Origin of the sequence: Enterobacter sp. 198 (genome assembly GCF_009025585.1) — a bacterium.
In the GTDB taxonomy this organism is placed as follows: domain Bacteria; phylum Pseudomonadota; class Gammaproteobacteria; order Enterobacterales; family Enterobacteriaceae; genus Enterobacter; species Enterobacter ludwigii.
Genome location: NZ_WCIM01000014.1, coordinates 86,092 through 100,053 on the forward strand (window position 1 = coordinate 86,092; position 13,962 = coordinate 100,053).

Genomic DNA, 13,962 nt, shown 5'->3' on the forward strand with positions numbered 1-13,962 from the left:
ATTCTGATATTGACAAATGCTATGACCTGTCAAACTCACCTTGTAAGACGCATATAAAACAGAGTGATTTATCGGGAGGTCGTGATGGCTGACTTTACATTGTCGAAACCGATTTTTGGCGGTAAACAACCAAAAACCTCCACGGCGGGTAATATCGCTTATGCCCTGTTTGTCTTGTTCTGTTTCTGGGCGGGTTCGCAGCTACTCAATATGCTGGTTCATGCACCAGGAGTCTATGAACACCTGATGCAGGTGCAGGATAACGGACGCCCGCGAGTGGAAATTGGTTTTGGCGTAAGCACCCTGTTTGGCCTCATTCCTTTCCTCGCAGGGTGTATGATTTTAGGCGTTGTGGCATTAGTACTGCGTTTTCGCCGTCGCTTTTAAAGCCCCATACAGCGAGCCCGGCGGTCATCCACGCGTTTTGCGAACCAGGCGGTTGTCAGGTTACGCGTGATCTTCGGGCTTTCCAGCTGAATACCCGGCAGGATTGCCCTCGGTAATGTTTTCCCACTTTTCTGTTCTGCAAGCGTAAAGACTTTATTGTAGAGATCGGTTTTCTCAAACGCCAGACTATCGCCTTTCTCAAGCTGATGGCGAATGTCGCTCTCACTCATGCCAAGCCTGTTCGATAATTTCCGCACCGCCCGCTCCGTGGTGCCAGCCTCGCTGCTGCCGTAGGCAATAAGATCGCCATCCAGTGCCAGCTTCACGCCGCTCGCGCGGCTGACCGCATTCTGAAACGCCGCGTTACGACTGGCATACCAGCCCGCGTTAAAGTCCGCAAAGCGGTACAGCGGCTCACTGTAATTCGCCGGATAGTTCAGCAGATGATAAGTGCCGAACCACAGGCCGCCACGCAGGGAGAAGACCTCCTGACGCACCGTACCGTCGATTTTCCACGGGTAGCCGTCGGTATGCTTTTCCGCAAAGGCAATGCTGACCTGCATCGACCCGCCGGTGTGTACCGGGTTAAGTGAACCAAACAGTGTCTGCCCCATCGGCACCATGCTGATGAAATCATCAAAGATGGCGCTGAGCTGTTTCTCGGTTTTTACCGTGTCCAGCCGTTCGCTGTAGCTTTTTCCATTTGGCGAGGTGATTTTAAACGCGGTATGCACGAGAAATACCGGGATATGCATTGATTCCGCACGGCGGTCGATCTCTTTCCAGGCTATTTTGTTCAGACCCGGCACGACCGGGTCTGACTGGTACATTGACTCCTGCTGCGCCACCGCCAGTACCGAGCAGATGTTCTCCTCGGTAGGGGCAATCTTCTGGCTTTCAAAGGTTTTTGCCAGCGCATCCGCCCATGCATTGCGATCTTTCACGCTGGCGGGCATTTTTTGCCGCACAACGCTTGCCACATCAACAGGCTTCTCCCCTTCTTTAAGCGGGGCAGCCCCTTTTTCGGCACACCCTACCAGCACCAGAGCGGCCAGTAAGGACAACGGTAACGCACGCGGTACGGCAAAGGTCATAGCAACTCCCTGTATTAGCTAAATGTATTGGTGACTTCCTGCAGTTCCTGGCCGTCCAGCTCACGCTCAAAGCTGCGTAAACGTTTATAGATGGACATCAGTTCCACCAGCGTGGTCCAGGAGCTGATCAGATACTGGAATGAGCCACGCACCTGACCAAAAACGTTTGTTATCTGGGTCATCAGACCGAGCGTAATCGTACCCGCAACGATGGACGGGAACAGCAGGAACAAACCGAAAACGTTATCGACCTGCAGATACAAAATGCGCGCAATATTGAAATACATATAGTGGAAGTAGAGACGGAAGTAGTTGCGACGCACGGCACCAAACAGCTCGCGTACGGTTGGTGGTGAGGCGCGGTTAGCATCATCTTCACCGTAGACCAGCTCTTTACGATAAGCCGCTTCCACGCGTTGATTTTTAAACTCCAGCCCCGGCAGCTTAATCCCGACCACCGCCAGCAGCCCCGTCCCCATCAGAGACCAGACAATCGCCGCAATCACCAGCCCATACGGCAGATGACCGACAACAGGCAGATCCGGCACGTGAGCCGAGAGCGTCACCAGCACCGGCAGGAAGGCAATCAGCGTCATGATGGCGTTGATAAAGCTGACGCCCATGTCTTCAAGGGTGGAGGCAAAACGCATGGTGTCTTCCTGCACACGCTGTGCTGCACCTTCGATATGACGCAGGTGTTGCCAGTGCGCCATATAGTGTTCGTTCATCGCGGTACGCCAGCGGAAAACGTAGTGGCTGACGAAGAAGTTGTTCATCACCCCGATCACCACCGCAATCAATGCGATACCGAGGAAAATGCCCACCTCATGGTAAAACTGGTTAATGGTTACCTTATGCGGCGAACTCAGCGCGGTCTGGATAAGGTCGTAGAACGGGGCATACCAGGCGTTTACTGCCACCCCCACTTCCACCAGGAACCAGGTCACAAAGATAATCAGCGAGGTTCCCAGAATCGACCAGTATTGCCAGCGGTGCGGCGCATAGACAAACCAGAACAGGGCGAACAGGCCAACGCATACCATGTAGTAGGCGTAAAACAGCAAATAGCTAAGCGACCAGAAGCGGGCGGCGCTGATCGGGACGTCACCCGTTGCACCCGTAATGCGGGCCAGCCACGCCCCGCCGCCAGCCTGCCAGAAAATGACAGCGATCAGTGCCCAAATAAATGCCGACAGGAAAAAAGGCCCCGGCTTTGGGAAAAAAGACTTAAACATAATGCATCCTTCTTGTTGTTATGGCTGTTGCTGTGCTCAACACATCACCACACGAAAATCTCGCCTGAGCCAGACGGCGCAGGCAAAAAGGTCAGACCCGAGGGTTAATTATTAGTTCGCTTTCCAGTTTTCGAGAATTGTTTCGGTGCGTTTCACCGCGAGAGGATTGGCCGGCGCAATAAAGTCACGCCAGACGTCGTTGTAATGGTTAATCAGAATGGGCGCGTCGGCTGCCGGACGATTAGCCGTGGTATGGGCATCTTCCGCCACGGTAATGTGATAGCCACGGCTGACCCCGTTCTTGATGGTCGCGTCGACACAGTAATCGGTGGCACAGCCGCAGATGACAAACTCGCGAATACCTTGCTCGCGCAACACCGCTTCAAGTGCGGTGTTATAAAATGCATCGCAGGCAGTCTTGGTGACGTAAAGCGCGTCAGCGGGCTGATGGAGTTCAGGCAGCAGCGCAAACCCTTCGCTCCCCTCTTCCAGACCGCCTTCACCGGTATGCTGAATAAAAATCACCCGTTCGGCGGCCTGCGTGAGCTGATTGATAAGCGAAACACATTTTTCGCGCTGGTAACGCGGCGTTGCAAACACCCCTTGCTGCATATCGACAACCATAACCACACGCTTCACTGACATATCGTTCTCCGCAAGATTGAGTGACACTGGCCTCTATCATACGGCCGATGTCACAAAATGGGAGACTGGTCGCCAGGAAATTATGCTTATTTACCCATGGTTACGTTTTTCTCGCTATCGTTATGCAATTCGGGGCATTGCACGGTGCGCTTTAGTAGTATAAATACCCATTACTTTTCTCATTCAATTCATGGATGCTTTTCGTTGAAACGTTGTCTGCTCTCTTTTGCCGCGCTGTGTGCGGTGAGCTTCTCCACCGCCCAGGCAGCTCAGCCGCTGACGGCCCCCGTTTTGGCTTCAGATATTGCCGATCGCTACGCGAACCTTATCTATTACGGCAGTGGCGCGACCGGGATGGCGATGGTGGTCATCGACGGCAACCAGCGCGTATTTCGCAGCTTTGGCGAAACGCGACCGGGAAATAACGTTCACCCGCAGCTGGATTCCGTGATCCGCATTGCGTCCTTAACCAAGCTGATGACCAGCGAAATGCTGGTGAAATTACTCGATCAGGGCGTGGTCAAGCTCGACGATCCGCTCAGCAAATATGCGCCGCCAGGCGCACGCGTTCCAACCTATCAGGGCACGCCCATCACGCTGGTAAACCTTGCCACCCATACCAGCGCGCTGCCTCGCGAACAACCCGGCGGCGCGGCGCACCGTGACGTTTTTGTCTGGCCAACGCGCGAACAGCGCTGGAACTACCTGAGCACCGCCACGCTGAAATCGGCCCCGGGTTCACAGGCATCTTACTCAAACCTGGCGTTTGACCTGCTGGCAGATGCGCTCTCGACGGCAGCAGGCAAACCTTACCCGCAACTCTTTGAAGAGCAGATAACACGCCCGCTCGGCATGAAGGACACCACCTTTACCCCTTCTCCGGATCAGTGCCGACGCCTGATGGTGGCAGAGAAAGGCGCAAGCCCGTGTAATAACACCCTGGCAGCCATCGGCAGTGGTGGGGTCTATTCAACGCCAGGCGACATGATGCGCTGGATGCAGCAGTTCCTCTCATCAGATTTCTATGCGCGCAGTCACCAGGCCGATCGCATGCAGACCCTGATTTACCAGCGTAGCCAGTTGCACCGCGTGATCGGCATGGACGTACCGGGTAAAGCCGACGCGCTGGGCATGGGCTGGGTCTATATGGCACCCAAAAATGGCCGACCGGGCATTATTCAGAAAACCGGTGGCGGCGGTGGATTCATCACCTATATGGCGATGATCCCGCAGTCCAACGTGGGCGCGTTTGTGGTCGTCACCCGCTCTCCAAATACGCGTTTCGTCAATATGAGCGATGGCATCAATAACCTGGTGGCTGAGCTGAGCGCCAATAAAGCCCAGGTGCTCACCGCCTCCATCCAGCCTTAATATTCCGTGGGCAAACGGTTGATGCTGACCAGTTTGCCCCGGCTCATATTGATGTAGTTGCCTTGTCGCAAAGCAGCGAGCACTTCGGCAACGACAGAGCGTGAAATACGCGTGCTTTGCTGTATATGATTCATCACACCAATTTTTGAACGCAGCGTTTCATCCCACTCGGCCATATTCAGCAGCATTGCGCGGATCTGGTGATAGGAGTTATTTCCCACCAGTTGCCTGTCGCGTTTGCCCAGAATGTAATTTATCCAGGATAACCAGCAAAACGCGTCTTTCCAGAGCGAATGCTGTTGAATGAGTTGACGGGTGGTCGCCGCGGGCAAATAAAAACCGGTACAGGCCGTTTTGGCAGTGACTCTGTATTCCTGACTGTGGTTAATCACTACGGCAGACAGGCCAAAAATAAAAGGGGCTGACGCAATGCCAACCAGCAGATCGTCTGAATGACGATAAACTTCAATAACGCCGGTCTGGAATACGTAGGTACAAGGCTCACTCCCCTTGCCCGAGGTAATTAATTGCTGTGGAGCAGATTTAAACGGGGTACTGGCTGCTATCAAACATGCTTCGAGCCGGCTTAATTCAGAAAGTGGTTTCGCATTAACGTTCATGCAGACCTCAAGACATCCGTATTTGTCGGTTCACTATTATTTTTTATTGCCATCTATAAAAAAGCGGGGGCTTATCCCCCGCTTTTATTTATTACCAGGTATATTTCACACCCAGATTTGCGCCCCAGTTCTGGTCAACGTCACCGCCGCCCAGATAAGTGGCATCAGTGTAAGCACTGAAGTTCTTCGTAAAGCTAAACTGGGTACCCAGACCAACCCGCACTGCGGAGCCTTTCACGCCATTATCAATGCTGTCACCGTTAACATCGGCATCGTTACCAGCGTCGTCATAGACATAAGCGAGTTTGAAGTAAGGCGTAAGCGCCTGGTCACCGCCGTAGTTAAAGGTGTAACCGGCATCCACACCCGCTTCGTAACGCAGGCTGTCATAGGATTGACTATCCATGCGCATGTCGTTGCTGAGGCGATAGTCATCACCGGACTGGAACAGACCCGACACGGCCGCGTATGGCGTCACATAACCAGAGAGGTTTGGTTTCCAGTCATAGCCCAGTTTCAAGCCAAAACCAACGGCGTCGGTGGTGGTGTTACCGTCAACATACTGACCATTGCTCATAGTCGCGGAGAGATCGTTGTTGAATCGGGTGTAGCTCAGGGAACTGTCGATGAACAGATCGTTCGCAAACTTCGCGGACGCGTACATCATTGCCGTCTGGCTGTCCTGATCCACCTGACCGGTGCGATCGCTGATATCGCCTTTGGCGAAACCTGCCGCACCACCGACGATCCACTTCGCATTATTACCGTCAATGAGGGTGTCCAGACCAACCATGATACCGCTCACGTCCTGATCGTAGCTGATAACGCCATTATCGCCGTCGAAGTTGCCACCAACGTAGCTTACCCATGCGCCGCCGTTATCCGCCAGGCCATGACGGCTGTTGGTCAGACGCGCGCTAACTGCATCCTGCTGCAGATTCCAGATGTTGGTGTTGGCAGACGGGATGCTCAGCGCCATGTTGGCATAATCGGTCAGCGCTTGCTGTTGCAGAACAACAGTGTCGCCTTTCTGCTGCGCCTGATAAGTATATGCCCCTAAATCGGCTTTATTTGCCGCAGTGAAGCTGGCGCGGGTCTCCGTGTTGTTGTCATAAACACGGATAATCTCCTGGCCTTTATAGTCAGCAACAGAGCCGGCGCCGGTGGCGTTGTCGATACGCACGGCGTAATTCCCTGTCACGTCACCATTCACGGCCAGATGGCCGTCAGCGTTAAGTGCCACAACGCCGTAGTCGTAATCGGCTTTGCTCATATCATTGGTGATATAGCGGGCGTTGTTCAGATCGCTGTTCAACACGTAATCACGGCTGGCCACGTTCAGCACGCCGCCATCCGTTAACACCATATTGTGCGTATCCACCTGGCCGAGGCCGAGAGACAGCTCCGCACCGTTGTCCACGGTAATAGTATTGGCATACAGCTCCGCGGTTTCCTCTGTCAGGGCCGCACGGCTGTCGCTGTCCAGATAGAGGCTGTCGGTTGCCACGGCACCATTGTCACCGATGTTCAGAGATGAAGCGTTGGACAGGGTGATGGAATCAGCCAGCAGGCCCGAGTTTTCAACATTGACCTGCGAATGATTATTCACCGTCAGCGTGTCGATGTTAGAGAGCTTACGGGTATCCCACTCAGAGCCGTTATCCAGCGTGACGTTGAACAGACCGCTCTGATAGACCGCTTCACCCGCGACATGTCCATTATTGTCGAACGTGGAATCCGGCCAGATGCTATCTGGAGAGAGGGTGCGCCAGTCAACGTCACTGTAGCCCAGGCCATACATCTGCGCGGTGCCGATGGCCTCAACGCTGGACTGCGCTGCGCCGACCCATTTGCTGCCATTGGTCAGCGTGACGTCCAGCTTATCGGTGTCATCCCAGCCGTTGGTGGTTGGGTTGTATATACCGTCAGCCGTCGTATCGGTTGCCGGATCGCCGTTCGGGTAGAAGTTGTTATCGAAGGTACTGGAGAACAGGATATCGCCGGTGATCGTGGAGTGATCGAACGTGGCGGTGGTCTGCATCGCGTTGTCAGACGCACTGGCAGCAACAATCAGTGCCGCGTCGTCAGCCGCAGTGGCATTGGTTTCACCGTAATCGCTCGGCTTCGCGGTCTGACCATAGAACCCGCTGGTGCCCAGGTCACTGTATGCGCCAGAGGTCAGCACCGAGTCTTTCACCAGCAGCGTGTCGGTAAAGACATTGCTGCTGTTCGCCACACCTTCCACACCGTCATACGGGGTATTATCCTGTTCCTGATACCCCTGAGTCAGGGTAATGCCGGCGATGTGAGAGTTATTCTGAATAACAATATCCGATTCCACATCCAGGGTAATTGCATTGCCCAGCGCATAGGTGTCCAGATAGTGCGTTTCCGTATTTTCCCCGTTCACAACGTCATACGCATAATGCTCGTAAGTATCGTTGATCGTGGAGTTATCGACGGTCAGGCTAAAACGGTCGTATTGAGAATGGGTTGTGCCGTCCGTATCCACGCCATCAGCACATGACGCGGTCATGCATTCTGAGGTGATCATGCCATTAATGGTGCTGTTGGAAATGCTCAGCGCATTCGCCCGACCATTGATACCATCATCCAAATAATAGGTTGATATAACACCATTCACGGTGGATTTATTAATCACCGGATAAATATCACCATCATGCGTCGCATCAGAGTAATCCCAGTCAGCGTAACCATAATACCAGGGTGCTGCTGCCGTATTATCATATCCGAAGGTATTATATGTCGTACCAGAAATATCCTTCGCATTGGCCTGAGAAGCGATAGCCAGGGTGCAGGCTAATGCAAGTTGTGATACAACCAGTTTCTTTTTCCATGTTTGCATTGGGTCATCCCTCCTCAGGGACGTAAGCAAGTTTGTCCATCTAACGATTTTGCAATACTTAATTGCGGAGGGAATTATGCATTTTCAATCTGAAAAGGTTCAATGAATCATTCCATTAAGTCCGCATTCAGACAAACAACATGAAAATAATGCAGAAGCTATGCAATGCCATCAATAATCATTATAAAACAGGCAGTTAAAACACCCTCTTATAAAGATAAAAAATATAATAAAAATAAATAGATCATTTTCAATGATATATTTACTTCATCATAGAAATAAAACCAATATTTCGAGAACAATTAACGCCAGTCGAAGGAAGAATATTATTGATCGCGTGACGCGTTGGCATCGGGATTCCCCCTCGACAAAATGCCCACTTTGGTAAAACACCTTCTTTCACTTTGAGGTACACTAACCCTCTTTGTTCCACAAACCTCAGGCATACCATGACCGATTTAATTGCTCGTCCCCGTCGCCTGCGCAAGTCACCCGCACTACGCGCTATGTTTGAAGAGACAACACTGACCTTAAACGATCTGGTGTTGCCGATTTTTGTTGAAGAAGAGATTGACGACTACAAGGCCATCGAAGCCATGCCTGGCGTGATGCGCATTCCTGAAAAACATCTGGCGCGTGAAATTGAACGTATCGCCAATGCAGGGATCCGCTCGGTGATGACCTTCGGCATCTCCCATCATACCGACGCCACCGGCAGCGATGCCTGGAAAGAGGACGGTCTGGTCGCCCGTATGTCGCACATTTGCAAAGAGACCGTGCCGGAAATGGTCGTGATGTCCGACACCTGTTTCTGCGAATACACCTCTCACGGCCACTGCGGCGTGCTGTGCGATCACGGTGTGGATAACGATGCTACCCTGCTGAATCTTGGTAAGCAGGCGGTGGTTGCTGCCGCTGCGGGTGCTGATTTCATCGCGCCATCGGCTGCGATGGACGGGCAGGTGCAGGCTATCCGCCAGGCGCTGGATGCTGCCGGTTTTACCGACACGGCCATCATGTCCTACTCCACCAAATTTGCCTCCTCTTTCTACGGCCCGTTCCGTGAAGCAGCCGGTACGGCGCTGAAAGGCGATCGTAAAACGTATCAGATGAACCCGCTCAACCGTCGGGAAGCTATCCGTGAATCCCTGCTCGATGAAGCCCAGGGCGCAGACGCCCTGATGGTGAAACCGGCGGGAGCCTATCTCGACATCCTGCGTGATATTCGCGAACGCACCTCGCTGCCGCTGGGCGCGTACCAGGTCAGCGGCGAGTACGCGATGATCAAATTCGCCGCCATGGCGGGTGCGATCGATGAAGAGAAAGTGATCCTGGAAAGCCTGGGTGCGATCAAACGCGCGGGTGCGGATCTGATCTTCAGCTACTTTGCGCTGGATCTGGCTGAGAAGAAAATTCTGCGCTAAGGCGCAACGGTGCCGGGGGGCGGTTTCGCCTGACCCGGCCTGCTCTCCCTGCCTCACGAAACTTCACCAAACTGCAATACAACCGACATCTCCGCCTTCTACTGTCATCGCAAGACGGCAGGAGGAGTGATCATGTTTAGTCTCGATAGCGTTCTCGATGACCTTTGGCCTCAGGCGAGGCCGGCACCCTGGCAAAAAAGTCTGTTAAAAAGGCTGTTTTACGAAGAAGAATTCCAGCAATTTGCCGCAGCACACCGCCACCTGAAAGGACTGGATATGGTGGAGCAAGTTCTGGAGCACCTTGATATTCTCTGCACCGTTTCCGCCCGCGATCTCGAACAAATCCCCGAACATGGCCCTCTGGTTATCATTGCCAACCACCCGACAGGTACTCTGGACGGGCTGGCGCTGATGTACGCCGTCTCGCGCGTGCGACGCGATGTCAAAGTCGTGACCAACCGGATGCTGACCCACCTGGAGCCGCTAAGCTCGCTGTTTATCCCGGTCGATAATATGGGCGGCAGAACGGCAAAAACGTCGCTGGTACAGATGGAACAACATCTGCAAAACGCGGGCGTGCTGATCTTCTTCCCGGCGGGTGAAGTTTCCCGGCCGACGCGAAAAGGCATTCGCGATAAAAAATGGCACTCGGGATTTATCAAACTCGCCACTAAACTGCGCGCCCCGCTGCTGCCGGTACATATTCAGGCGCACAACAGCCTTCTCTTTTATGCCAGCACGCTGGTGTCGCCGACGTTATCCATGCTGCTGCTGATGCAGCAGATGTTCCGCCGTCGCCATAGCCAGCTGCCGATTACAATCGGTCAGCAGATTGCCTGGAGTGACTGGTATAGCGCCACCCTTTCGTCGCGTGAGATGGCCGAAAAGTGCCGTCAGCACGTGATACGTCTTGGCAAGGGAGTGCCTGGCGTCTTTAAAACCCAGTGCGCCATTGCCCGTCCGGAAGACCGGGCTACGCTAAAACGCGAGCTGGCGCAGGCTGAATATCTGGGCAAAACCGGCGATGGAAAATCCATCTATCTCTGGCAGCGTAACGGCCAGGAAGAGGCGCCATTGCTACGCGAACTGGGCCGCCTGCGTGAGATTGCGTTTCGCGCGGTGGAAGAAGGGAGCGGTAAGCGCCGGGACACTGACAGCTACGATGATGATTATCTGCATCTGATCTTATGGGACGATGAGGATCTGGAGATTGTCGGTGCGTATCGCTTTATGCCCACCGCCAGACAAGTGGAGCGTCGGGGGCCGGAAGGACTGTACAGCTACAGCCTGTTCCACTACGACGACAAAATGCAGGATGTGCTGGAGCACGGCATTGAGCTCGGGCGCAGCTTTATTCAGCCGCGCTACTGGGGACGCCGAGGTCTGGACTATCTGTGGTCAGGCATTGGTGCCTATCTGGCGCGTTATCCCCACTACCGCTATCTGTTTGGTCCGGTCTCGATATCCGGCGGCTTACCGCCTGCCGCGCGGGATCTGCTGGTGGCGTTTTACCGCCTCTGGTTCCCGGCAAGCCATCCGCTCGCGGCGTCACGCCAGCCCTACCCGGCATCGCTTCCGGATGTGCTGGCGCAGTTTGGCGGCGTGGATTATGTCGACGATCTGACGAAGCTGAAATCCCTGCTCGGCAATCTGGGCTGCGGCATTCCGCCGCTCTACAAGCAGTATTCCGAGCTGTGCGAACCGGGTGGCGTACAGTTTATTGATTTCGGGAGCGACCCGGCATTCAACAACTGCGTTGATGGCCTGGTGCTGGTGGATTTGTGTTATCTGAAGGCGAATCGCTATCAGCGCTATATTGAGGCGCATTTGTAACCCTGCTTTCCCCTCTCCCGTCGGGAGAGGGTCAGGTGAAGGCATCAGCCCGCACGGTAAAACGGTTTATCCCCTAAAATCGTCGCCCGCTGCATAATCCGACGCTGCGGCAGATAATCCGCGTTCGCATAGTGTTGCGTCACGCGATTGTCCCAGATCGCCAGATCGTTCTCCTGCCAGCGCCAGCGCACCTGAAATTCCGGCCTGGTGATATGGGCAAACAGGAAGCTTAACAGCGCATCGCTCTCTTTTTCCGTCACGTCTACGATCCGCGTCGTAAAGCCTTCGTTCACAAATAACGCCTGCTTACCGGTCACCGGGTGCGTACGCACCACCGGATGCAGCAGCGGCGGATGTTTCGCGACCGCGTCCTGCCAGCGCAGATGTTCCTCTTCGCTTTTCCGGTACTTGTACTCCTGGAAGGATTTTTTGAAGTCATGTTCGGCCCGCAACCCGCTCAGCAGCGTCCGGAACGGCACGGACAGCGCCTCGAAGGCGGCGATACCGCTGGCCCACAGCGTATCTCCACCGGTGTCCGGCAACAGTTTCGCCGCCAGTATCGCCCCGGCAGGTGGCGTTTCGATAAACGTCACGTCGGTGTGCCAGTTGTCATTGTCCGGCGGATTATCGTTATGGGTATCCAGCACGATGATCTCCTCCACGCCTTCCGCATGGGGATAGACCGGGTGGATATGCAGATCGCCGAAGCGCAGAGCCAGCGCGCGCTGCTGCTGCGGGGTGATCGCCTGTTCGCGCAGGAACACCACCTGATGGCGCAGCACCGCGTGGTACAACTGCTCGAACTGGTTATCGCTCAGTGGACGGGTCACGTCCAGGCCGGAGACCTGCGCACCAATATATGGCCCCAGCGGGGTGATGGTCAGACGTTCACTCATTGTATTTCTCCATGCCAGGGCGTCAGACGTCGCTGTAGCGCGCGCAGCCCCAGTTCTAATCCAAAGGCGATCACGGCGATCACCGCGATCCCTGCCAGCACGACGTCAGTCGCCAGAAACTCTCCCGCCGACTGCACCATAAACCCTAATCCGCGCGTGGCGGCGATCAGCTCAGCCGCCACCAGCGTTGACCAGCCCACCCCGAGGCCAATGCGCAACCCGGTTAAAATCTCCGGCAGTGCGCCCGGTAAAATCACAAACAGCAGCACCTGAAGACGGCTGGCACCAAGCGACTGCGCCGCGCGGATACGCACCTGCTGTGCACTCTTCACCCCAGCCAATGCCGACATAGCAACCGGGGCAAAAATCGCCAGATAAATCAGCAAGATTTTCGAGGTTTCCCCGATGCCAAACCAGATAACCATCAGCGGCAGATAGGCCAGCGGTGGGACCGGACGGTATAGCTCAATCAGCGGATCGAGAATGCCGCGCACCGTCGGGCTCAGCCCCATCGCGATACCCACCGGGATGCCAATCACTACCGCCGCCAGCAGCGCCACCAGAATACGCGCCAGACTGGCACCTAAATGCTGCCAGAGCGTGGCATCCATAAAACCCTGCGGCCCGGCGATGGTGATGAGTTTCGCCAGCACCTGTCCCGGTGGCGGAAGGAACAACGGGCTTACCCACTGTTGCGCTGCCACCGCCCACCAGACCGCGAGCAATACCAGTAACGTGCCCGCACTCAGCGTGATCTGGCGAGAGAACGGCCAGCGTAACGCGAGACGAGGACGGCGCGTTTTTTCACTGAAGACAATGCTCATGAGAATGCCTCCCGTTGTTCAAATACGCGGCTTAAAACATATTCGCGCTGTTCAATAAACAGCGGATCGGATTTGATACTGCGGACCGGTTCACCGGCCACATAGCGACGGGCAAAGCTGAGCGGCAACCGCTCCAGCACACGACCCGGCCCCGGCGAAAGCAACACCAGTTCGGTCGCCATAAACACCGCCTCTTCGATATCGTGGGTAATCAGCAGTACCTGCTTGCCCGTTTCGTGCCACAGGCGCAAAAGCAGCGTTTGCATCTGCTCACGGGTGAAGGCGTCCAGCGCACCAAACGGCTCATCCAGCAGCAACAGCTGTGGGTTTGCCGCCAGCGCGCGGGCAATCCCGACCCGTTGACGCTGGCCACCGGAAAGCTGCCAGATAAAACGTTTTTCAGCGCCCTCCAGCCCCACCTTTTTTAGCATCTCACGCGCGGTCGCCAGCCGTTGTTCACGGTGAATCCCCGCAAGCTGCAGGCCGAAGGCGACGTTTTCCTGCACGTTGCGCCACGGAAGCAGACCTTCACTCTGAAAGACCACGCCGCGCTCTGCACCCGGACCCTCGACCCGTTTCCCTTCCAGCTGGATGGAGCCATGCTGATACGGTACAAACCCGGCGATCAGATTCAGCAGCGTGGTTTTGCCGCACCCGGACGGACCCAGCACGACCAGCAATTCACCGCTGTCCAGCGTCAGGTTGATCTCCTCCAGCACGGGTTTACCGCCGTAATCAGCAGACAGATTTGTAATATTCAGCATCGT

Annotated in this window: 12 protein-coding genes; 4 read left to right on the forward strand and 8 right to left on the reverse strand. The window is 54.9% G+C overall.

The features are described from left to right. The first annotated feature begins 84 nt into the window (after positions 1-84). Positions 85-387: a DUF2755 family protein gene (locus tag F8561_RS06510; protein ID WP_020885246.1), complete on the forward strand. Its 303-nt coding sequence runs from the start codon at positions 85-87 to the stop codon at positions 385-387. Here the strand turns inward: F8561_RS06510 and F8561_RS06515 are convergent. The 3 genes from F8561_RS06515 to F8561_RS06525 form a co-directional block, all read right to left on the reverse strand. Then, positions 384-1,481, reverse strand: coding sequence for a DUF1615 domain-containing protein (locus tag F8561_RS06515; protein ID WP_151887251.1), 1,098 nt, complete (start codon positions 1,479-1,481; stop codon positions 384-386). The genes F8561_RS06510 and F8561_RS06515 overlap by 4 nt on opposite strands. A gap of 14 nt (positions 1,482-1,495) precedes the next feature. Further along, positions 1,496-2,716 (reverse strand): peptide antibiotic transporter SbmA, encoded by a 1,221-nt coding sequence (sbmA, locus tag F8561_RS06520; RefSeq protein WP_025205008.1) that lies wholly within the window; start codon positions 2,714-2,716, stop codon positions 1,496-1,498. Positions 2,717-2,827: 111 nt separating this feature from the next. Beyond that, on the reverse strand, positions 2,828-3,361 hold the full coding sequence (locus tag F8561_RS06525; RefSeq protein ID WP_025205011.1) for an isochorismatase family protein: 534 nt from the start codon (positions 3,359-3,361) through the stop codon (positions 2,828-2,830). A 204-nt stretch (positions 3,362-3,565) separates the two neighbouring features. Between F8561_RS06525 and ampH the strand changes: the two genes are divergently transcribed. After that, the gene (ampH, locus tag F8561_RS06530) at positions 3,566-4,732 is read left to right on the forward strand and encodes a D-alanyl-D-alanine-carboxypeptidase/endopeptidase AmpH (protein WP_020885249.1); all 1,167 of its coding nucleotides are present in this window, start codon (positions 3,566-3,568) and stop codon (positions 4,730-4,732) included. Here ampH and F8561_RS06535 read toward each other — a convergent pair. Both F8561_RS06535 and F8561_RS06540 read right to left on the reverse strand, forming a co-directional pair. Continuing rightward, positions 4,729-5,352 (reverse strand): helix-turn-helix domain-containing protein, encoded by a 624-nt coding sequence (locus F8561_RS06535; RefSeq protein WP_014168808.1) that lies wholly within the window; start codon positions 5,350-5,352, stop codon positions 4,729-4,731. The genes ampH and F8561_RS06535 overlap by 4 nt on opposite strands. A gap of 91 nt (positions 5,353-5,443) precedes the next feature. Then, complete coding sequence (locus tag F8561_RS06540) at positions 5,444-8,218, reverse strand: autotransporter outer membrane beta-barrel domain-containing protein (RefSeq protein WP_151887252.1); 2,775 nt, start codon at positions 8,216-8,218, stop codon at positions 5,444-5,446. A gap of 449 nt (positions 8,219-8,667) precedes the next feature. Here F8561_RS06540 and hemB point away from each other — a divergent pair, with 449 nt between their 5' ends. Continuing rightward, on the forward strand, positions 8,668-9,642 hold the full coding sequence (gene hemB / locus F8561_RS06545) for a porphobilinogen synthase (RefSeq protein ID WP_151887253.1): 975 nt from the start codon (positions 8,668-8,670) through the stop codon (positions 9,640-9,642). Positions 9,643-9,774: 132 nt separating this feature from the next. Further along, positions 9,775-11,475 carry a lysophospholipid acyltransferase family protein gene (locus F8561_RS06550; protein ID WP_151887254.1) on the forward strand — a complete coding sequence of 567 codons (1,701 nt, stop codon included), beginning with the start codon at positions 9,775-9,777 and terminating at the stop codon, positions 11,473-11,475. A gap of 44 nt (positions 11,476-11,519) precedes the next feature. Here the strand turns inward: F8561_RS06550 and tauD are convergent, their stop codons facing one another. From tauD to tauB, 3 genes are read right to left on the reverse strand one after another with little or no spacing between them, the layout of a single operon-like run. Then, complete coding sequence (tauD, locus tag F8561_RS06555) at positions 11,520-12,371, reverse strand: taurine dioxygenase (protein ID WP_014168804.1); 852 nt, start codon at positions 12,369-12,371, stop codon at positions 11,520-11,522. Then, entirely contained in the window at positions 12,368-13,195 is an 828-nt protein-coding gene (tauC, locus tag F8561_RS06560; RefSeq protein ID WP_014168802.1) for a taurine ABC transporter permease TauC, read from the reverse strand. Before tauC ends, tauD begins: the two co-directional genes overlap by 4 nt. Then, the gene (gene tauB / locus F8561_RS06565) at positions 13,192-13,959 is read right to left on the reverse strand and encodes a taurine ABC transporter ATP-binding subunit (RefSeq protein ID WP_014168801.1); all 768 of its coding nucleotides are present in this window, start codon (positions 13,957-13,959) and stop codon (positions 13,192-13,194) included. The genes tauC and tauB overlap by 4 nt, the downstream gene beginning before the upstream one ends. Positions 13,960-13,962 lie beyond the last annotated feature (3 nt).

Bases quoted from the DNA above. Each gene is read 5' to 3' on its own strand.
- F8561_RS06510 (WP_020885246.1), top strand. From the start codon at position 85: ATGGCTGACTTTACATTGTCGAAACCGATTTTTGGCGGTAAACAACCA.
- F8561_RS06515 (WP_151887251.1), bottom strand. From the start codon at position 1,481: ATGACCTTTGCCGTACCGCGTGCGTTACCGTTGTCCTTACTGGCCGCT.
- sbmA (WP_025205008.1), bottom strand. From the start codon at position 2,716: ATGTTTAAGTCTTTTTTCCCAAAGCCGGGGCCTTTTTTCCTGTCGGCA.
- F8561_RS06525 (WP_025205011.1), bottom strand. From the start codon at position 3,361: ATGTCAGTGAAGCGTGTGGTTATGGTTGTCGATATGCAGCAAGGGGTG.
- F8561_RS06535 (WP_014168808.1), bottom strand. From the start codon at position 5,352: ATGAACGTTAATGCGAAACCACTTTCTGAATTAAGCCGGCTCGAAGCA.
- F8561_RS06540 (WP_151887252.1), bottom strand. From the start codon at position 8,218: ATGCAAACATGGAAAAAGAAACTGGTTGTATCACAACTTGCATTAGCC.
- hemB (WP_151887253.1), top strand. From the start codon at position 8,668: ATGACCGATTTAATTGCTCGTCCCCGTCGCCTGCGCAAGTCACCCGCA.
- F8561_RS06550 (WP_151887254.1), top strand. From the start codon at position 9,775: ATGTTTAGTCTCGATAGCGTTCTCGATGACCTTTGGCCTCAGGCGAGG.
- tauD (WP_014168804.1), bottom strand. From the start codon at position 12,371: ATGAGTGAACGTCTGACCATCACCCCGCTGGGGCCATATATTGGTGCG.
- tauC (WP_014168802.1), bottom strand. From the start codon at position 13,195: ATGAGCATTGTCTTCAGTGAAAAAACGCGCCGTCCTCGTCTCGCGTTA.
- tauB (WP_014168801.1), bottom strand. From the start codon at position 13,959: ATGCTGAATATTACAAATCTGTCTGCTGATTACGGCGGTAAACCCGTG.